Below are 20,376 nucleotides of genomic sequence, written 5' to 3' on the forward strand. Positions count from 1 at the left end.
CATTCGCCCACTATAGTTAAGTTATCGTCGTAAAGTAGTGAGGCGAAAATGGTCAACAAACGCTTGTTAGTTGTTGTCACGTTAACATTTGGGTTTGCTCTAAGTAGCCATGCTCAAGTTGAATACGGTCCGTTACAAACTTATTCACAATCCCCTTTTCAAACCAATGCTTTATCCCCCCAGCTGCGCTCTGGGTTCTCATTACCTATTGATGCAAAAGAATTGTTTATTACCGGAACAATCGCCAGCATCTGGGCCGTCACAGAAACGTACGAGCTGGATTACTACCAAAACCAAATCGCACTGGGAGGGACATGGCAACTGAATGCGAAGTGGCAATTGGCACTTAATTATCGCTGGAACTACGCAGGTAATAACCATCTGGATGGATTAACCACCGCATTCCATGACGCCTTTGGCTTAGATCAAAATGGCCGCAAAGATGTGGACGAAAATCGCTTTGTGATCAGCATTCCTGAATACGACATTGACGAAGATAATTTTCGAGGTGAAACATTAAGTAATGCGCTCACGCTCTACGCTCAATACCAACTCATTGAAAAGGCTCATCATGGCGCATCACTTGGCTTATCTTGGTATTTCAACAATGCCGATCAAAGCATTCTGAGCACTAGCAAGTTTCAACAAGCCTTACAAATAAACTATGGCTATATAAGAAATCAACATCGCTTGGATGCCATTGTTAGTTTTACCTGCCGTCATTCTTCGGATGTTCTAGGCAGCTTTCCGACAAAAGAAACCACACTGTCAACAGGCTTAAGTTATCGATATCGATTTTGGCAAGATCACCAACTCATTGGTCAGTTGATGGTGTATGAAGGCATATCGGAAGGACGAGACGAGTTTTCAAAACCCGCGACGGAATTTACATTAGGTTACCGCTATCAGTTTGAGCACTCAGCAGTAGAACTCACAGCAACGGAAAACATGTTTAATGCAGACAACAGCACCGATATCGCGTTTTCTCTTGGATATCGGTACCGTTTCTAATGTCTACACCGCTAGCACACGAGCGACAGCAGCTTGGATCTGAGCATCACTTGCGTCACAAGGCAGGGTAAATGACACATATTGATCACCACGACCAAATGAGCGATCAACTTCTGCTAAGCAACGCATCTGGTGGCCATCCAAAATAAATGACAGTTCGATTTCTTTTTTATTGATGAAACCACTATTGCGGAATTCAATTTCTTGATAGCAGCCAGATTTAGATGAAAACGAGCCACCACGAAGGTATCCTTTTTCGACATCAGCTTTCACCATAGCAAACCCTGCCTGTTCAATTGCCGCTATGACTTTTGCAGCAACAGGAAGTGGTTTCACTTCAACAAAATCACGATCTTTAGGGTCGATGGCGAAATCAATATCTAAGGTTGTTTCCAACCAAACATGGCATTGGTTTTTAAGCGCATTTAACGCCGTAATCGGTGTTTCATCGTCTAACTTTAACTCAAAAGCAACTTGCTTATTCTCACCGGGTTGAATCACAAATGGTTGAGTTGCTTGTAATTGGCCGAGCAAAAAGTCTTGGTAGCTGCTGCCACTGTCAGATTCCACCTTCATTTCTGTACACAACTTAAGTTTGATCGCATCGACTTGCTGTTCAACGTCTCCACCTTGAATGTGCACATGGCCCTTCAATGTGTCGCCTTGATAAACGGACATGCTTTCCAAAATGGTATCAACCTTTGCTGCTCCTATCCCTAAAGACGCTTTCAATTTACCAAACATTGTGAATCCTTATACTTCCTTTTTAGTTCAATATCGATTTACACATCTATCATAGTGAATGCAAGAGATTTACTACCATCGCTTCATTTATGCCAATTTTCACTACTCAATTTGGCCCTGCCGCACAAAAGCTTTATTTAAACTTGCAAATTGTCTGCAACTTAACAAACATTTGTATAGTCAATTAAATCGAGAGACAGAATGAGTAACTCACCGCTTTATTTGCAAATTAAGCAGTATATTTCAAACAAAATTGAATCTGGTCAGTGGCCTATCGGTCATCGTATTACTACCGAATTAGAACTCACTAAGCAGTTTCAAGTAAGTCGCATGACGGTGAACAAAGCTATCCGAGATCTTGTTGCCGAAGGAAAATTGCAGCGCAGACCACGCGCTGGCACTTTTGTTTGTGCTCCAGACGATAAAGCCGAATCGCCTTTGCTTGATATACGTAATATTGCAGAAGAAGTAGCTCAACGAGGTAAGTCATATCACAGCCAAGTCGTTAAACATATGGCGATCAAAGCGAATGAAACAACAGCAATAAAGCTAGGTGTGATGTTAGGTAGCCAAGTGTTCTATAGTGAGATTATCCACTTCGAAGATAAGACCCCTATTCAGCTTGAACTACGTTGGGTAAACGCCGCTTACGCACCTGACTACATGAAGCAAGACTTTTCAACTACCACACCAAACCAATATCTTTCGCAAAATTGTCCGCTCAGCGCCATAGAACATACTGTGGAAGCAATTGTGGCTGATGAGCACGTCCGCACCTCACTTAAACTGTCAGCCAACGAACCATGTCTATTGCTTAACCGCCGTACATGGAGTGAAGATAAGCTTGTGAGCTCTGCATTGCTTTATCATCCCGGTACTCGATACAAATTAAGTTCTAAAGTCCTCCTACAGTAAAGCATATTCTTCTATTTATTGATCACATTTCCGCAACATTCACCTTGATCAATTAACGGCTCCATACCATTATTTGTATATACATTTAAGAGCCGAGACAATCATGAGTAAGCCCTACGATTTCGCATTAACCAACGCACGCCTAGTCACAATGGCAGACGGACAGCAAGGATATGCCGTGAGTGCGCCTCAAACCATTCTTGTCCGTGATGAAAAGATTGCTGATATCACAGTAGGTAATGTTGAAAATGCATTGGCTTCGTATGACTGTGAGCAACGCATTGTCACTCCCGGCTTCATTGACTGTCATACACACCTCATTTATGCAGGAAGCCGTGCAAATGAGTTTGAAATGCGCCTGCAAGGTATTCCTTATCAGGAAATCGCTCGTCAAGGAGGTGGAATTCTTTCTACCGTTAAAGCCACGCGATTAGCAACGCAGGATGAATTGGTTGAGCTTGCACTACCCAGATTAGATGGCCTTATCCGAAGTGGCGTCACCACCATTGAAGTCAAATCTGGGTATGGATTAAGTGTAAAAGATGAAATAAAGATGCTCAGAGCAGCAAAGGCATTGCAAGATCATCGTGCCATTCATATTTCAACCACGCTCTTAGCAGCACATGCCCTGCCACCAGAATATCAAGGCAAAGCCGATCGCTATATTGATCTGGTGTGTCATGAAATCATCCCGCAGGTTGCAGAAGAAAAGCTCGCCTGTAGCGTCGATGTATTTTGCGAATCGATTGGCTTCGATTTATCCCAAACCGAACGAGTTTTTCAAACAGCGATAGCCTATGGCTTAAATATCAAAGGTCATACTGAGCAGCTATCTAATCTCGGCGGCAGTGAACTCACCGCAAAATATGGCGGATTGTCGGTTGATCATATTGAATATTTAGATAACAAGGGTGTCCAAGCACTGAGCAATTCCAACACCGTTGCCACCCTGCTTCCCGGTGCGTTCTACTTCCTCAGAGAAACTCAACTACCTCCTATTGATGCGCTAAGGGAACATAACATTCCTATTGCACTGGCGACCGATCTCAATCCAGGCACCTCACCTTTTGCAGATTTGACTATGATGATGAATATGGGCTGCACATTATTTGGCCTTACCCCTGAAGAAACATTAAGGGGGGTAACATGCCACGCAGCGCAAGCCCTCGGTTTGGAGACATCCCGAGGAAGAATCCAACCCGGTTATGATGCAGACTTAGCCATTTGGAACGTTTCTCACCCAGCAGAACTTAGCTATCAGGTGGGTATCCCTCAGCTTTCTGCTCGGCTGGTGAAGGGAGAATTACGTCATGTCTAATTCCATCAATATCAATCAAGATTTTCATTGGCAAGGCCGTCACGACCCCGAAGATGGCAATGACGGAAAGCGCGTCCACCATGTAATTAAACAGCTTCGCTATCAAGAACTGCAACCTTACCGCAATGGCGTCAGTATACTTGGCTTTGCCTGTGACGCAGGTGTTGCCCGAAACAAAGGCCGTATTGGCGCAAAAAAAGCGCCAGATTTGATTCGGCGCGCATTGGCAAATATGGCATGGCACAACGATTCCACTCTAATTGATTTGGGTAACATCGTCTGTGAAGATGATTTACTTGAGAGTGGTCAATCAAGTTGTGCCGATGTGATTGCTCAGGCATTGCACTCAACCCCAGTGATTACATTGGGTGGTGGTCACGAAGTAGCTTGGGCCTCTTTTCAAGGGCTAGCCCGATATTTCAAATTCTTAAACCCTGCTAAGCCTCCAAAAATTGGCATCATTAATTTTGATGCCCACTTCGACTTACGTGCTTTTGAAAGCGCACACGCAGAAGTGAAACCCAGCTCGGGAACCCCTTTTAATCAGATTTACGATTTCTGCCAGAAGAATGAATGGCCGTTTCATTATGCCTGTCTCGGTGTAAGCCGAGCGAGCAATACTCAAGCGCTATTTAACCGAGCTGACGAGCTAAATGTTTGGTATGTGGAAGATAAAGATCTGGCGCATTTAAACCATATTTATCACCTCACGCAGCTACAACACTTTATCGACAACTGCGATTTTCTCTATCTCACCATAGATCTTGATGTCTTCCCTGCGGCCACTGCCCCCGGAGTCAGTGCTCCAGCAGCTCGTGGTGTAAGTATGGATACACTTGCCCCCTTTCTTGATCGCATTTTGCACTACAAAGACAAGCTGGTCATTGCTGATATTGCCGAATACAACCCAACTTATGATGTTGACAGCCAAACCGCACGACTCGCCGCTCGTTTGTGTTGGGACATCGCAAACGCCTTTGCAGAAAAGAAAACCTTATAACAATCCAATAAAACAGATACGTGAAACACAAGGAGTCTAAAATGACGGAACGCCAAGTAGAAGATAAACGTCTCGATACCGAACGCGTGATTCGTGCCCCTCATGGCAGTAAATTGAGAGCGAAATCTTGGCTAACAGAAGCACCTCTTCGCATGCTGATGAACAACCTCGATCCTGATGTTGCTGAACACCCACATTCACTTGTGGTGTATGGCGGCATTGGCCGTGCTGCCCGCAACTGGGAGTGCTATGACAAGATCGTCGAAGTGCTAGAAAGACTTGAAGACGACCAAACGCTACTTGTTCAGTCAGGAAAACCCGTTGGTGTATTCCCAACGCATGCAAACGCTCCTCGTGTTTTGATTGCAAACTCAAACCTTGTCCCTCATTGGGCGAATTGGGAGCACTTTAATGAGCTCGATAAGCAAGGCTTGATGATGTATGGCCAAATGACCGCTGGAAGCTGGATTTACATTGGCTCACAAGGCATCGTACAAGGCACCTATGAAACCTTTGTTGCCGTGGCTAAACAGCATTTCGACGGTGTTGCAAATGGCAAATGGATCCTGACTGGCGGACTTGGCGGTATGGGAGGAGCACAACCTCTTGCTGCAACCATGGCTGGCTTTTCAATGATCGCTGTTGAATGTGATGAAAGCCGTATCGATTACCGTCTACGTACAGGTTATGTAGATAAAAAAGCCACAACACTTGATGACGCACTTGCTATCATCAAAGCATCTGAGACACCTGTTTCGGTTGGATTGTTAGGTAATGCGGCTGATGTTTTCCCTGAGTTAGTAGAACGTAACATCATACCCGATGTCGTGACCGATCAAACCTCTGCGCATGATCCTTTAAACGGCTACCTACCCATTGGTTGGTCAATGGAACATGCTGCCCAAGTAAGATTGCAAGATGAAGCTAAGGTAATCAAAGCAGCAAAAGCCTCAATGGCGATCCAAGTACAAGCCATGCTTGACCTACAAGAACGCGGTGCAGCAACGCTAGACTACGGCAACAACATCCGACAAATGGCGCTAGAAGAAGGCGTGGAAAACGCATTTGATTTTCCAGGATTTGTACCAGCTTACATTCGACCTCTTTTTTGCGAGGGCATTGGGCCATTCCGCTGGGCAGCACTCTCTGGTGACCCTGAAGACATTTACAAAACCGACCAAAAAGTAAAAGAACTCATCCCTGACAACCCTCACCTACACAACTGGCTAGACATGGCTCGTGAACGTATCCAATTCCAAGGTCTGCCTGCACGTATTTGTTGGGTTGGCTTAAAAGATCGTGAACGTCTTGGTCAAGCATTTAATGAGATGGTCAAAAATGGTGAACTGAAAGCGCCCGTTGTGATCGGTCGTGATCACCTTGATTCAGGCTCCGTTGCTAGTCCTAACCGAGAAACTGAAGGCATGATGGATGGCTCTGATGCTGTATCTGATTGGCCATTATTAAATGCTTTGCTCAATACAGCTGGCGGTGCAACTTGGGTTTCTCTGCACCATGGCGGTGGTGTAGGTATGGGATTCTCACAACATTCAGGTATGGTGATTTGCTGTGATGGTAGCGATAATGCATCTCAACGTATTGCCCGTGTGCTACACAATGACCCAGCGACTGGTGTGATGCGCCACGCTGATGCAGGTTACGACATTGCTAAACAATGTGCTGCTGAACAACAACTTGATTTACCGATGCTCAATCAAGAACTGCAAAAGCTTAAGTGAAGGAGATGGCAATGTTGAACTTAACCTTAACCCCAGGCTCACTGGGTTTAAAGCACCTACGTCAAATTAGTCGTTCTCCTGTGAACTTGTCACTTGATGCTAGTGCTATTCCCGCCATCGAAGAGAGCACGCGTGTTGTTGAACAAGTCATCGCTGAAGAACGTACGGTTTACGGCATCAACACAGGCTTTGGCTTATTAGCGAATACTAAGATCGCACCAGAAGATTTAGAGGTTCTGCAAAAAAGCATCGTACTCTCGCACGCGGCGGGTATTGGTAAATTTATGTCAGATGAAACCGTTCGCTTAATGATGATTCTAAAAATCAACAGCTTAGCTCGCGGCTTTTCAGGCATTCGTCTACAAGTCATTCAAGCACTGATTGATCTCGTCAATTCACAGGTTTACCCATGCGTCCCTCAAAAAGGCTCCGTTGGCGCTTCAGGTGACTTAGCCCCTCTAGCCCATATGAGTACGGTTTTACTTGGTGAAGGTCAAGCTCGCCACAATGGTAAGGTAATTTCTGGTCTTGAAGCACTCAAAATTGCCGGTCTAGAACCGATCACACTCGCACCTAAAGAAGGCTTAGCGCTATTAAACGGGACTCAAGCCTCCACCGCCTTTGCTTTAGAGGGACTCTTCGCTGCAGAAGATCTGTTTGCTTCTGCAACCGTGTGTGGTGCGATGACGGTTGAAGCAGCGCTAGGCAGCAGGCGACCTTTTGACCCTCGCATTCATCGTGTACGAGGTCACCGTGGACAAATGGACTCTGCTGCGGCCTACCGTCATCTACTGGACAACACTAGTGAGATTGGAGAATCGCATACAAGCTGCGAGAAAGTACAAGACCCCTACTCGCTGCGCTGCCAACCTCAAGTAATGGGCGCTTGCTTACAGCAAATTCGCAATGCAGCGGACATTCTTGAAGTGGAAGCAAACTCTGTATCAGACAACCCTTTGGTTTTTGCAGATGATGGCGACATCATTTCTGGAGGTAATTTCCACGCTGAACCTGTCGCAATGGCCTCGGATAACTTGGCATTAGCAATTGCAGAAATTGGTAGCTTATCTGAGCGCCGCATGGCGTTACTTATTGATAGTGCTCTATCGAAACTCCCCCCATTCTTGGTTGATAACGGCGGCGTTAACTCGGGCTTTATGATTGCTCAGGTGACATCGGCAGCTCTTGCCAGTGAGAATAAAACACTTGCTCATCCAGCGTCTGTCGATAGCCTCCCGACTTCTGCCAACCAAGAAGATCATGTATCCATGGCAACCTTTGCGGGAAGAAGGTTACGTGATATGGGTGAAAATACACGTGGCATATTGGCCGTTGAATATTTAGCGGCGGCGCAAGGGTTAGACTTCCGAACACCAAATAAGTCCTCTACTCGTGTAGAAGAAGCGAAGCAAATCTTGCGTGAAAAAGTACCTTTTTATGATAAAGATCGCTACTTTGCTCCTGACATTGAGCAAGCCAATACACTGTTAAAATTAGCGGTGCACAACCACTTAATACCTACCAATATTTTGCCAAGCTTTTAGTTTAAAGGGTTCCCAACGGAACCCTTTTTCTTACCTATGTCAGAATTTTGCAATTGCTCCACTGGATGGACCATTAAACGATGGAACTCATATATAATTCATCGCAGTTTTGGCTATATAGCGTACATTATGTTTTTAACACCTTACTTTTCGAATCAAGAGCACCAATTTCAATTCACTCGCCAACAAGCAAGTCATTTTGCAAAAAAAGTAGCGGGTGACTTCAACCCTATCCACGACGAAGACAACAAACGCTTTTGTGTTCCTGGTGATTTATTGTTTGCAGTATTGCTAAGCAAAGAAGGCATCAGCCAAAAAATGCGCTTCGATTTTTCTGGCATGGTTGGCGATGGCATTGCATTGAACATCGAAAATAAGTGTGAAAAAGAAGCCGCTGTTGTTGATACCAATGGTAAAGAATACCTACACATGAAACGTGAGGGCGCAGTAAGCCACAACGCTGACTTTATCGAACATGTTGTTACAAAGTATGTGCAGTTTTCTGGCATGAACTTCCCACACATCATGGTTCCACTGATGGAAGAGCAGCAAATGATGATCAATTGTCAGCGTCCGTTAGTGATTTATGAAAGCATGGAAGTTGAATTTGAACGCCTAGATCTGACTCATCCAGAAGTCGAGTTCAGCGGTGCAACTTTTAACGTGGACGGAAAACGTGGTGTTGTTACCCTTAACTTTGAGTTTAAGGAAAACGGTGAAGTTGTTGGCAAAGGTATGAAGCGCATGGTTGCAAGTGGCCTGAAACCATATAACCAAGAGAATATCGATGATTTAGTAAACCGCTTTAATGAACGTAAAGACGGTTTCCTAGCGCAATTTGAAGCTGCTGCGTAAACACCATACTATTTGAGTCAAAGTACAAACTCTCTTTAATAAAGCCACCAATTTATTTGGTGGCTTTATCGTTTTTACTCTAAGCGATCTTTACCGGTCACACGCTGGCAAACTAAAAATCTAAACATAAGCAGCCATACTAGCCAAATAAAGTACTGCTATTTTGGGCCACGATCACCACCATATACGGCCAATCATCTACTTCTGAAAATTAACTATTAATAATTCTGGGCGCCACTACTTTCGATTACCATGAATAATACGGAATGAATAAACAATACAAGACTAACTAATTAATTTTAAACATAATAGTATCTTCTTAATCATATTAAATATCATGTATGAACAACCGACTATTATTTCTTATTAACAAACATTATTCCATTGCGTTCGCATTTGTTTGTTTCAATATGAATTAATATGTTCAATTTAATTATCGACTGTGTTTATTGTTTCTTTAGGGAAAAATGAAAGAAGTACTATATGAAAGCATTAAGATTAATTAACAATAATTATTGCTGAGCGTTCAAATTATTAAAAAACTGTAAACATTAAAAAACCCGCATAAGCGGGTTTTTATTCATGATTAATTTAATCGGCGTCGAGTTAAAAGCAATAAGCTCATTAAGTAGATTAGGCCAAGAGAACCACCGCCACCACTATCACCACCACTCTGTGAAGAAGAGTCTTCAGAACTCGTTGAAGAATTAAACGCTATATTTGTGAGAAAGACACCATCCTCACCTTGATCAATCGAGCCATCTTTTACGTATTCCAATTTCAATCGGTTGGAATCAGAATGGAAAGTAACAACAATCGGGGTTTCGTACTCACCACTTGTGGACTCCACTAAATTACCGTTGATATAGGCTTTGAAATAATCAACGTACTCAGTTGATACTTTCAGATCAAATGTCATCTCACCACTTGGAATTCCATCAATAAGAATCATAGATGTCTCGTTTGCACCAATATAACCAGAACGGATACCACTTGAGTACGGAAGCCATTCATGTTCGTTGCTGTAAACCCCGTCGTTTGGTACGTTTACTGCGTTGACTAGGGTTGATGAAGCTTGATTGGCCACTTCAAAAGCAAGTGTCAGGTATATGTCCTTATACCCATTTTGTTCATAAGAAACATATAAGCTTTCTTCATACGAACCATAGTTGCCCGGAGTAATCAGAACGGTCACATTACAAGTTTCGCCAGAGTTTAGTGTGCCTTTGACACTGCAAGTGTTGTTGGTTATTGAGCTAACTTGACTAACACTAAAATTGTATTCATTAAATGTAATCGGGTTATCAGAGTAGTTTGCTAACGTGTAAGTATGTGAGAATGCACTATGCGGTAGAATCCCGAGATCTTGGCTCGGTTTGTAACTTAAACTGGAAGTATTTCTCTCAATCCAATCAGTGTAGTAACTTAAATTTGTGTATACACCATACTTATTTGCTTCTCCGCAGCGTGCACTCCCCCAACTCACGATCCCCAGTTGAACCCCTGAACTTTTCACAACAATTGGACCACCACTGTCACCGCGGCAGGAATCATACCCTTCTTGAGGTAGTCCGGCACAAAAGCTAACGCTATCTTCACTGCTCGAAACACCATGAACCTCAAAGCATTTTTGTTGATCGACTAACTGAATATCCACTTGTTGTAATTGGTTTGGTCTTACATGAACCCCTTCCGGCTCTGTGGTTCCCCAACCTGCAACCGTCAACCATGTATCAGCTGGTGTATCATTTCGAGTGCTTGAAGTCGGTAAAGTTACTGGTGTTGCTTCATGAGACTCAAGCTCGCGGGAAAGCTCGACGATAGCAATATCATTATCTAACCAATATGATGAATAGCTCCCATGAACATAAATACTGTTTACACTAACGCGAGCCCCACCTGAATTTAGATCATCGGTATTTACCAACACTTCAATTTGCTGTGCATCAACGCCATCAACACAATGTGCCGCAGTCAAAATGTAGCGTTTACCAATAAAGCTACCGCCACAAAATTGCCCATCAAAGTTATTCTTGCCAGCTTCAACTAATGCCACCATATACGGCCAGTCATAGGATGAAGCCGGCGTTCCATCAATAATTCTTGGATCAACATCCGTCGCCAAAGCCAGACTCGGTACTGCTAAACAGCTCATAGCCATCAGCGTGGCTAGATTATTTCTCATGACAACCATTCCTTTGTTTGTAACATTCTGATTGGTAAATGTTATTCATCTAAATGGAGAGAAACAATCGAACGATAATAGTTTAGTGATATACAGATCAAGGCAAGGTTTTAAATGCGACGCAGTTCATATCGAGAGTGACATGTATTCCAAGTTAATTTGCAATAACGCCGTTAATATAAATAAAAACACCCGCATAAAGCGGGTGTTTTCCATTTTGTTTGTATTAGGCTTGACGACGTCGGAATAAAAGCCCTAGACCGAAAAGAGTCAATAAGCCAAACGAACCACCACCGCTATCAGATGGCGTTGCTTGGCTACTGTGTCGCATTGAGTGAATGGTAACTTTGTCGCTATTCATAGCATTTGAGCCATCTTTTACATAAAAGACTTCAAGCTTATTGCCGCTGACATTGCTTAAAGGCAATTCAAGTGTTTGTCTATCAACTCCCGTCATGCGCTTGATGAAACCACCATTTACAAAAATGAACGCATCATCATACCCAGGCTCACTTGAAACTGAAATGTCGACAGTTAAGCTACCTTGAGGAATTCCCGTAATAATTAGGGCTGATTCTTGGCGATCACCGATCGCCGCAGAACTCAACTCGCTCCCTTCTACTCGCCACTCAAAACCGTTACTAAAGACATTTGCCTTAGGTATGGAAACCGCATTCGCGAGTCCTGAAGAAGCGACTTGACGACCTTCAAAGTAAACTCTTGATTTGATTGGAGCCCAACCTTGGTCATTATTCATCACCAATTCAGCATGAGATTGTCCATAATCACTGATGGTGTAGTTAATTGTTACGGAGCAGCTAGAGCCTGATGCAATTGGTTGATCGCAGGTAGAAGAAACGATGCTTCCTCCTGTCACCGTTGGTGAGCTTAGGCTAATACTATTCCCTGTGTTATTTTCATAAACAAAACTATATTCATAACTACCCAGAGCCTGAACATCTGCCCAGTTAATTTGGTCATAGCTGAAACCACTGGTTTTTTCTGCAATCCAATCGGCAAAATGGCTCACGTTAGCATACACGCCATACTGACCTGCCACAGCACATCCATCACCCCAGCTAACGATACCTAACTGTTTGGTCACGCCACCATCATTCACAATGATCGGTCCACCACTGTCACCTTGACAAGAGTCTTTCCCGCCTTGTTCAAGGCCAGCACAAAATGCATTCACTTCAATCGAGGCATAATCATCACCCGCCCCTGTACATGCGTCTTGATTGATCAACTCAACATCAACTTGATGTAGTTTTGAAGGCCCATCGAAAGCCGGCGATGGGTCCATATCTCCCCACCCCATAACAGTGAGGGTTTGCCCTGGAGCAAGAGCGTCTCTCAACGTCGACTCCGCGAGAGTAACCGCAGTTCCACCTGCAACATCTCTTTCTAATTCGAGAATCGCAATATCATTTTGCAATGCGCTGCTTTCATCATAATCTTCATGCAAATAAATACGTTTAATTGCATATCGATCCGCATTTGTCGCAGACGCTAAATCTTGTTTACCGATGATCACTTCAATGTCTTGTGCCAAAGTATTGGTAAGACAGTGAGTGGCTGTCATTACATAACGCTCTCCGATATAACTCGCACCACAAAACTGGCCTTCTCCACCACTTTTACTCGCTTTAACTAACGCTGTTACAAACGGCCATTGGCCTGCCGGAGATTCCGTACCACCAATAATTCTTGGGGTTACATCTGACGCACTAGATGAAAAAGACAGACCCAAACAGCCTGCTGCCAACAAAACGGGAATTTTGTTTTCCATACATGGATTCCTTGTTAATAATAATTATTCCCGAAAATAATATTGACTCAATTTATAAAACACAATGTTATAGGAGGTAATTTCATTCATTTGAGTGATGTGAAACTCAATTATGTGACACTTATCATTAACTGGTCAGACCCACCGTCTAACCCTCTGTTTATATTGTAAATAAGCATGTCCAAATAATTGTTCAAGCATCCGCTCCTCCGGTTGAATCTGAAAGCGATTCATGTACAGAACAAAGAATACTGGGCCCAATAAACAGAGGACATTTTGCAACCAAATGGCAAAACCAATAAGCAAAATCACTAAGGCTAAATACATTGGGTTGCGCGTATAAGCGAAGATACCTGAATCAACAATTGCAGACGCTGTTTCAATTTTCACCGGATTAACCGTCGTCTTAGCTTTTCGAAATTCATACACACCAGACAAGCCAATAAACCCAGCTACAATTACTGCAATAAATAAAGCCCACCCTGCATACTGAACTGTTACATGCATGCTATAAAACTCCCGAGCAAGCCGATACATCAACACCAACATAACGACAAAAAGTGCCACTGGTGGCACTTTTAATTCTAGTACCTTCATATTCCCCCCCCTCCTGCAAAAAGCCCGGCAATTCGCCGGGCTATATTTTTAAACTAACTGAAGCAAAGCTTGCAACGGATGCTTGGTGACTAAGTTTTCAAAACGTTTGACTTGGCTTCGACATGAATATCCGGTGATCAAACAGCGCTCTTTTGGCAATTTGGCTAAGCTTGGTTGCCAACTCAAGCCATAGATCTCTTTTGACATCTCTAGCTTATCTACCTCGTGGCCAAACGTTCCTGCCATACCACAGCAGCCAACAGGGACAGTAACTAGTTTGGCACCAAAGTGAGAGAAAATCGCACCCCACTCTTTCTCAGCGTTGGGGAGCTTCGTCTTCTCAGTACAGTGAGCCAGTAGATACCATTCATCAGATTTAGGTTCTGTACTTTGTTCAAATTCACCCAACTTCGGCTCTAGCCATTCATGAACGGTTAAAACCTCAAAATCGCCGCGTTTATCACCGAGGATTTCTTGGTATTCATCGCGATAACACAAAACCAACGCAGGGTCGACGCCAACAAATGGAATGTTTAGGTCGGCGACCTGCTCAAGAAACATGGCTGTGGTCTGCGCATTTTTAGCGAAACGTTGCAAAAAGCCTTTAATATGTTGTGCCTTACCATTTGGCTTAAATGGCAATAGAACTGGTATTTTTCCAAGCTTAATAGCCAGTTTAGCAAAATCCTCGACCACGCTCGCATCATAGAAACTAGTAAAAGGGTCCTGAACAATCAATACCCGTTGTGCCTTGTCTTCTTTCGACATCGCGGCCAACGTCTGCAAATCAAACTCTTCAAGATCCGTGAGCCTTTGCTTTAACGTAGGGACTGACATCAATGGCGCATCAATGTAACCAACCGTTGATGCTGTCAATTGCTGAACCCATTTCTGCTTAAGCACGCCATTGACCACTTGGGGTGCTTTAGCCATCAATGGCAACATGGTTTCAATGTTAGCCACCAAATAATCCTTCATTGGTCGCTGGTATCTTGAGTAGTAAATATTTAGGAATCGAGAGCGGAAGCTCGGAACATCCACCTTAATCGGACACTGACTCGCACACGCTTTGCACGCCAAACAACCATTCATGGCTTCATACACTTCATGAGAAAAATCATATTCATGCCGTTTGTTGAGCGAGTTTCTCACTCGTTCTATTAACGTTTTGATGGAAGCGGTTGAATCTAGAACCTGTTTTTCTAAATCGAGAATATCGACGCCTTGCTCTGTCAGCTGGCGCAACCATTCACGAACAATACCGGCCCTTCCTTTTGGTGATTGGCGACGATCGGCCGTTACCTTCATAGAAGGACACATCGGCGATGAGGTGTCGTAGTTAAAGCACAGACCATTGCCATTACATTCCATTGCCTGCTTAAAACTGTCTCTAACCTGAACGTCTATTTGTCGATCAAAGTAACCACGTTTTGTATCTGACACTTTGACGAGTTCTGCATCACTGTTTAACGGCGTACAAATTTTACCCGGATTCATTTTATTGTGAGGGTCAAAGGCAGCTTTGACTCGTCGAAGCTCAGTAAATAGCTCTTGCCCAAAGAACTCAGGTCCATACTCAGAACGGAACCCTTTACCATGCTCACCCCACATCAGACCACCATATTTAGCGACAAGCTTGACCACTTCATCAGAAACTTCATGCATCAAACGTTCTTGCTTGGGATCACACAGATCCAACGCAGGCCTAACGTGAAGCACACCCGCATCCACATGCCCAAACATGCCATAATTAAGTGCTTTCGAATCAAGCAGCTGACGAAATTCAACGATAAAGTCCGCCAGATTTTCGGGAGGTACACACGTATCTTCCGCAAAAGCAACGGGCTTAGCACGGCCTTTAGCAGCACCAAGCAGACCAACCGCCTTCTTACGCATGTTGTAAATACGTCCAATTGAGGCTAAGTCACTGCAAACTTGATAACCAATAATCCCGGCCTCTCCCACCTGCATCATCGCATCTAATTTGTCGCAAAGCGCCTGCACTTGGCGATTGACTTCTGCTTCATCTTGCCCAGCATATTCAACCATATTGATGCCGAGCATTTCTTTGCCTTCGACATCCGTCAATAAGTCGCTCACCGTATGCCAAACAATATCTTGCTTAGCGAGATTGAGTACTTTTGAATCGATGGTTTCAACTGATAAGGCATCGGCCGCCACCATAAACGGCGCATTCCGTAAAGCAGCATCAAAGCTGTTGTATTTCACATTGACTAGCGTACGCAGTTTAGGAATGGGGGTGAGATTTAGCTTCGCTTCGGTGATAAAGGCAAGTGAGCCTTCAGCGCCACACAACACTCTTGTGATATCAAACGCATCGTCTTCGGTGATGGCATTTTTTAAGTCATAACCCGTTAAAAACCGATTTAATGGTGGAAACTTAGCCGTAATTTGCGCGCGCTTATCGCGACACACCTGTTCCGTCACTTTAAGGGCACGAAATGCGTACTCACCTTCTTCGGGTAAGCCATGACTCATATCGGATTCTAATATCGAACCATCCGCAAAAACCGCTTGTAGCGATAAAACATGATCTGACGTTTTGCCATATTTCAAAGAACCCTGCCCCGAAGCATCAGTATTGATCATGCCGCCGAGCGTTGCTCGGTTGCTGGTTGATAAATCCGGAGAGAAGAAAAAACCATAGGGCCTTACGGCATCATTGAGCTGATCTTTCACCACACCAGTTTGGACTCGGACCCAACCTTCGTCTGGGTTAACTTCCAGTACCTTGTTCATATGACGAGAAAGATCAACCACCACACCTTTGGTCAAAGACTGTCCGTTTGTTCCAGTACCACCACCTCGCGGTGAAAACGTGACTCGCTCATAAGCCGTGGCCGTGCTCAATTTGCCAATTAAAGCCACATCTTGCGTCGATTTAGGATGAACAACCGCTTGAGGAAGTTGTTGGTATACACTGTTGTCTGTTGCAACAGCTAAACGGCTAGAATATTGAGTTTCAATGTCGCCAGTAAAACCTGCATTGCGCAGCGCTTCCAAAAAATTTTGTACTACTGGGTCGACATCAGAATGGATATGAAGTCTTGGTAACATTTGCTTCCTGCCCTCTACTGCGCTGATCCGATCAGCTCAGGGTTCCTATTATTTAATAATCTTTTTGAATTTCGTCACTTTACAACATTTAAAAGGGTGATCAAAACAGAATCTCAGTGACAGAATGGAACTTCTCGCATTTCTTTCCCACACTTAAATATCATCAATTAGAGAAATAAGTGTGTTTTTATGAGTGATAACAAAATGAAGAAAAATAAAGTCGTAACTACTGAAGATATACTGCTTAAGCTTTGCCAATCTGTCTCAACCGTATTGAATTCTGCCACTGATTCAAATATTACCTATTCTGCCATGGTGCAGAAGATCACCAAAACCAGCTTGAAACCTGACTTTGGTTGCTTTGTTCTGTTTGATGGTGGCTTCTCTGGTCTTGTCGTAATTAACTTCACTTCCAAAGCCGCTCTTGAGGTTTACACCAACTATATGCGCAACATGGGTATGCCAGAAGAAGAGCTCGCGGTCTTACATACCTCAGATGAAGTTGGTGATGTACTTGGTGAGTTGATGAATCAAATCGTCGGTGATTTTACCAATAAAGTGCGCAAGCAACTGCAAACACACATCACTCAAAATCAACCTAAGATGTTGTCCCTAAACAAACAGGTAAACTTGTCGGTTGATACTAATCTTGATAGACCACAAGCGCGAAGAGTGACCTTCTCGACTGAAGGTAATAACATTTTCTATCTTGAACTTGCGATGGATAAAACGGAATTTATTCAATTGGAAGAATTCGATGAAGCTCAGGATGAATGTCCTGATAGCATCTTTGAACAAACCCAGCAGCAGATGCAGTCTAAGAAGGAAACAAAGGCAGCTGCCAATGAAGGTGCATCCAATGACCTCCTAGATGAGCTAGGCATCTAACCTTTTGAAACGGACGGTACTGTTCATTCAGTGCCGTTTTTCCCGCTTATTTATTTCAACTTTATTTCAGAACACGTTAAAATAGTCGACTTTGCAAAATTAAAGAGCCTTGCTGTCGTCGATGGATAAACAAAAAGCCCTCAAGAAAATCGCTAAATGTCTTGAACTTGGTAACTCAGCAAATGTAAACGAAGCCGCTAACGCTATTAAGATGGCCCACCGTTTGATGTTGAAATATGGCCTCGATAAAGACGACATCGAATTCATCAAAATGGGCAAAACGCAGTCTTCTCATCTCCTACCTACCAGTATTAGTTCATTGCTGCTACGCATTATCCGTGGCATTAATACTAAGTTTGGTGTTGAGGCGGTATTGCTCAATCACAAAGGCCTTAAGCGTGTTGAGTTTATCGGTGAAGCTGACAGAGCCATCTTTGCGGCATTCGCTTTTGACATCATTTATCGTGAAATGAATGAACAAACAGGTAAATTTCGCAACAGCTTTGCCGGAACTGGCACATCAAGCACCGAAGTGTCCCGTAGAGTAAACTCATTCGTATCAGGTTGGGTAGAAGGTGCATTAGAAAAGCTCCCTATAATTACACCAGATGAAGAGTCCGCAAAAAAGATCGATAGCTATATCGACAAAGAGTTCCAAAACATCGACCGTGAAACTTTTAAACAACAGTTAAAAGAAGCGATGAAAAACATCACGGAAGATTATGAAGTAGGGTTAAAAAAGGGCCGTACTGTGTCCGTAAACCGTCCTATAAACGGTGCTCAAGCACCAAAAATGCTACGCTAAACAAGCCACTTTAGTTCTACTAGGTAAATATTCAGTCAAAAAATAGGTCTTAAGTTTGACATGGATGCCTCAAAAAGGTTTATTTGGCGCAATTTCGAGAACACATGGAGAACATTCTGTGAAAAAGATTACTTTAGCTCTTGCTGTCGCTATTGCTCTTTCGGGTTGTCAAGCAACACAACGTCAAAACGCAACGACAGGTGAAACGGAAACAAACTCAGCGACTAAAGGCGCGATCATTGGTGCACTGACTGGTGTGGCCGTTGGCCTTGCGACGGGTGATGATGCCAAAGAGCGTCGTAAGCATGCTCTAATCGGTGCTGCGGGTGGTGCTGCCGTTGGTGGCGGTGTGGGTTACTACTTCGACCAACAAGAAGCGGCTTTACGTCAAGAGCTACTCAACTCAGGCGTACAAGTAGAGCGTGTTGGTGAAAACCAACTTATCCTTCGTATGGAAAATGGCATTGGTTTCCAAACAGCGTCATACCAACTTGATTCAAGCATTCACAACACGCTTCGCGGTGTTGCACGCATTCTGGTTGAATACCCTGACACTAGCCTTGTGATTGAAGGTCATACCGATAGCACTGGTAGCGACACTACAAACCAAGTTCTATCAGAACGCAGAGCCGAGTCTGTACGCACATACTTAGTGCAGCAAGGTGTTGCAGCTGGTCGTGCCATCGCTCGTGGTAACGGCGAGCGCTACCCACGCTGTACAAACGACACAACATCTGGCCGTGCATGTAACCGTCGTGTAGAAATTCAAATTCTTCCGCTAAAATAATACTATTCAGAGTTAGCCTTCGGGCTAACTCTATCTTCCAGCTGACGTGTCATTCATATACTAGGGATTGGTATTCTTTTGAGAAGATTGACTCTTTTACTCACCATTCTTTCTAACTTCGCCTTTGCCTCATCTGTAGATGAGTTACTCCCTCTTGCTGAAAAAAACGACGCAGTTGCTCAATACGAATTGGCGGAATTATACCGTTTCGGCGAAAGTACAGCGCGCTCTTACCAAGAAGCATTTTACTGGTACCAACAAGCTGCTGAGCAAAGTCATGAGCTCGCAACCTTCGAACTTGCAAACCTATACTTTAAAGGGCTTGGAACAGAAGTCGATCAGACCGCTGGCCTTTATTGGTTAACAACATTAGCAGGCCAAGGGAACCGAAAGGCCCAAGTTGCAATTGCCACCATTTACGAAAATAGTAAAACTACACCTCACGCTCTTGAGATGGCAGAATTATGGTACCAAGTTGCAGCACCATATGATGAGCAAGCAGAAGCAGCTTATGCACGAATTTTAGAGCGGAAGTTCAACCAAAGGCGAGCAAAGCAAATTGCAGAGATAGACCAATTAGACGAAGCGTATGCTGAGCTAGATGTTAATGCTTCTTCATCTGCATCACCTATGCTCACAAATAGCTCGGCTCTTATTGGTCTAGCATGCTCGTTATTATTGACGCTCGCTCTATCGTTGCTGCTTTGGCGCAAAAACAACAAATTGCAACAGCGCTTACACTTTGCGTCTAACCAACCTGACTCTCAATCAGAACAACTAGAAACGAAGATAAAAGAGCAAACAGCGACCATTCGCCAACAAAAAAGACAGCTGGAAACACTTTTTCATCAATTTAAAAAGCTTCAGTCATCCAAGCCAGCAACTAATCAGCCCTCACCTGAGCACAACAAGCTTTCCCTTGCCTGTGCCATGTTTGGTTTTAAAGCCAACCGACTTCCTGATGAAAAAGCGATCAAAACACGCTTTAAGCAGTTATCAAAAATTTATCACCCCGATTTAAAAGGAAGTGAAGAAGAAATGAAACGGCTCAACAACGCACTGAAAATCATCCTGCATCACGTTAACAAATAGTTACAAGATTACACCTTTAGCAATAA

16 protein-coding genes are annotated in these 20,376 nt (G+C 43.7%); 11 read left to right on the forward strand and 5 right to left on the reverse strand.

Annotated features, from left to right (window positions below):
- The first annotated feature begins 48 nt into the window (after positions 1-48).
- Positions 49-1,011: a DUF3187 family protein gene (locus ACQEXU_RS06520; RefSeq protein WP_427010148.1), complete on the forward strand. Its 963-nt coding sequence runs from the start codon at positions 49-51 to the stop codon at positions 1,009-1,011.
- 3 nt (positions 1,012-1,014) lie between these two features.
- On the opposite strand, the gene ACQEXU_RS06525 is transcribed toward ACQEXU_RS06520, so the two are convergent.
- Positions 1,015-1,755, reverse strand: a complete 741-nt coding sequence (locus ACQEXU_RS06525) for a sporulation protein (RefSeq protein WP_427010149.1) — start codon at positions 1,753-1,755, stop codon at positions 1,015-1,017.
- A gap of 201 nt (positions 1,756-1,956) precedes the next feature.
- Here ACQEXU_RS06525 and hutC point away from each other — a divergent pair, with 201 nt between their 5' ends.
- The 6 genes from hutC to ACQEXU_RS06555 all read left to right on the forward strand — a co-directional run bounded on the left by hutC (position 1,957) and on the right by ACQEXU_RS06555 (position 9,126).
- Positions 1,957-2,670, forward strand: a complete 714-nt coding sequence (gene hutC / locus ACQEXU_RS06530) for a histidine utilization repressor (RefSeq protein ID WP_367988932.1) — start codon at positions 1,957-1,959, stop codon at positions 2,668-2,670.
- A gap of 103 nt (positions 2,671-2,773) precedes the next feature.
- On the forward strand, positions 2,774-3,988 hold the full coding sequence (gene hutI, locus ACQEXU_RS06535; RefSeq protein ID WP_427010150.1) for an imidazolonepropionase: 1,215 nt from the start codon (positions 2,774-2,776) through the stop codon (positions 3,986-3,988).
- Positions 3,981-4,988 (forward strand): formimidoylglutamase, encoded by a 1,008-nt coding sequence (hutG, locus tag ACQEXU_RS06540; RefSeq protein WP_427010151.1) that lies wholly within the window; start codon positions 3,981-3,983, stop codon positions 4,986-4,988. Before hutI ends, hutG begins: the two co-directional genes overlap by 8 nt.
- Before the next feature lie 41 nt (positions 4,989-5,029).
- On the forward strand, positions 5,030-6,727 hold the full coding sequence (gene hutU / locus ACQEXU_RS06545) for a urocanate hydratase (protein ID WP_427010152.1): 1,698 nt from the start codon (positions 5,030-5,032) through the stop codon (positions 6,725-6,727).
- Between the two features lie 11 nt (positions 6,728-6,738).
- Positions 6,739-8,271 (forward strand): histidine ammonia-lyase, encoded by a 1,533-nt coding sequence (hutH, locus tag ACQEXU_RS06550; RefSeq protein ID WP_427010153.1) that lies wholly within the window; start codon positions 6,739-6,741, stop codon positions 8,269-8,271.
- Positions 8,272-8,400: 129 nt separating this feature from the next.
- Complete coding sequence (locus tag ACQEXU_RS06555) at positions 8,401-9,126, forward strand: DUF3581 domain-containing protein (protein WP_427010154.1); 726 nt, start codon at positions 8,401-8,403, stop codon at positions 9,124-9,126.
- A gap of 586 nt (positions 9,127-9,712) precedes the next feature.
- Here the strand turns inward: ACQEXU_RS06555 and ACQEXU_RS06560 are convergent.
- The 4 genes from ACQEXU_RS06560 to ydiJ form a co-directional block, all read right to left on the reverse strand.
- On the reverse strand, positions 9,713-11,311 hold the full coding sequence (locus ACQEXU_RS06560; protein WP_427010155.1) for a S1 family peptidase: 1,599 nt from the start codon (positions 11,309-11,311) through the stop codon (positions 9,713-9,715).
- A gap of 226 nt (positions 11,312-11,537) precedes the next feature.
- On the reverse strand, positions 11,538-13,103 hold the full coding sequence (locus ACQEXU_RS06565; RefSeq protein WP_427010156.1) for a S1 family peptidase: 1,566 nt from the start codon (positions 13,101-13,103) through the stop codon (positions 11,538-11,540).
- Positions 13,104-13,238: 135 nt separating this feature from the next.
- Positions 13,239-13,700 (reverse strand): methyltransferase family protein, encoded by a 462-nt coding sequence (locus tag ACQEXU_RS06570; RefSeq protein WP_367988923.1) that lies wholly within the window; start codon positions 13,698-13,700, stop codon positions 13,239-13,241.
- Positions 13,701-13,748: 48 nt separating this feature from the next.
- Positions 13,749-16,778, reverse strand: a complete 3,030-nt coding sequence (ydiJ, locus tag ACQEXU_RS06575) for a D-2-hydroxyglutarate dehydrogenase YdiJ (protein ID WP_427010157.1) — start codon at positions 16,776-16,778, stop codon at positions 13,749-13,751.
- Positions 16,779-16,982: 204 nt separating this feature from the next.
- Here ydiJ and ACQEXU_RS06580 point away from each other — a divergent pair, with 204 nt between their 5' ends.
- From ACQEXU_RS06580 to ACQEXU_RS06595, 4 genes are all read left to right on the forward strand, one after another.
- Positions 16,983-17,666 (forward strand): DUF3334 family protein, encoded by a 684-nt coding sequence (locus tag ACQEXU_RS06580; protein ID WP_367989169.1) that lies wholly within the window; start codon positions 16,983-16,985, stop codon positions 17,664-17,666.
- A 121-nt stretch (positions 17,667-17,787) separates the two neighbouring features.
- Positions 17,788-18,471: a DUF2786 domain-containing protein gene (locus tag ACQEXU_RS06585; protein ID WP_367988921.1), complete on the forward strand. Its 684-nt coding sequence runs from the start codon at positions 17,788-17,790 to the stop codon at positions 18,469-18,471.
- Between the two features lie 118 nt (positions 18,472-18,589).
- Positions 18,590-19,258 (forward strand): OmpA family protein, encoded by a 669-nt coding sequence (locus ACQEXU_RS06590; protein WP_427010158.1) that lies wholly within the window; start codon positions 18,590-18,592, stop codon positions 19,256-19,258.
- 78 nt (positions 19,259-19,336) lie between these two features.
- Positions 19,337-20,350, forward strand: coding sequence for a hypothetical protein (locus tag ACQEXU_RS06595; RefSeq protein WP_427010159.1), 1,014 nt, complete (start codon positions 19,337-19,339; stop codon positions 20,348-20,350).
- Positions 20,351-20,376: the final 26 nt, after the last annotated feature.

It is taken from the genome of Vibrio sp. TRT 21S02, assembly GCF_050113675.1.
Taxonomy (GTDB): Bacteria; Pseudomonadota; Gammaproteobacteria; order Enterobacterales; family Vibrionaceae; genus Vibrio.

Coding starts and splice junctions, on each gene's coding strand:
- hutH (WP_427010153.1), top strand. CDS start 6,739: ATGTTGAACTTAACCTTAACCCCAGGCTCACTGGGTTTAAAGCACCTA.
- ACQEXU_RS06520 (WP_427010148.1), top strand. CDS start 49: ATGGTCAACAAACGCTTGTTAGTTGTTGTCACGTTAACATTTGGGTTT.
- hutI (WP_427010150.1), top strand. CDS start 2,774: ATGAGTAAGCCCTACGATTTCGCATTAACCAACGCACGCCTAGTCACA.
- ACQEXU_RS06585 (WP_367988921.1), top strand. CDS start 17,788: ATGGATAAACAAAAAGCCCTCAAGAAAATCGCTAAATGTCTTGAACTT.
- hutU (WP_427010152.1), top strand. CDS start 5,030: ATGACGGAACGCCAAGTAGAAGATAAACGTCTCGATACCGAACGCGTG.
- ACQEXU_RS06565 (WP_427010156.1), bottom strand. CDS start 13,103: ATGGAAAACAAAATTCCCGTTTTGTTGGCAGCAGGCTGTTTGGGTCTG.
- hutC (WP_367988932.1), top strand. CDS start 1,957: ATGAGTAACTCACCGCTTTATTTGCAAATTAAGCAGTATATTTCAAAC.
- hutG (WP_427010151.1), top strand. CDS start 3,981: ATGTCTAATTCCATCAATATCAATCAAGATTTTCATTGGCAAGGCCGT.
- ACQEXU_RS06555 (WP_427010154.1), top strand. CDS start 8,401: ATGTTTTTAACACCTTACTTTTCGAATCAAGAGCACCAATTTCAATTC.
- ACQEXU_RS06580 (WP_367989169.1), top strand. CDS start 16,983: ATGAAGAAAAATAAAGTCGTAACTACTGAAGATATACTGCTTAAGCTT.
- ACQEXU_RS06570 (WP_367988923.1), bottom strand. CDS start 13,700: ATGAAGGTACTAGAATTAAAAGTGCCACCAGTGGCACTTTTTGTCGTT.
- ACQEXU_RS06560 (WP_427010155.1), bottom strand. CDS start 11,311: ATGAGAAATAATCTAGCCACGCTGATGGCTATGAGCTGTTTAGCAGTA.
- ydiJ (WP_427010157.1), bottom strand. CDS start 16,778: ATGTTACCAAGACTTCATATCCATTCTGATGTCGACCCAGTAGTACAA.
- ACQEXU_RS06525 (WP_427010149.1), bottom strand. CDS start 1,755: ATGTTTGGTAAATTGAAAGCGTCTTTAGGGATAGGAGCAGCAAAGGTT.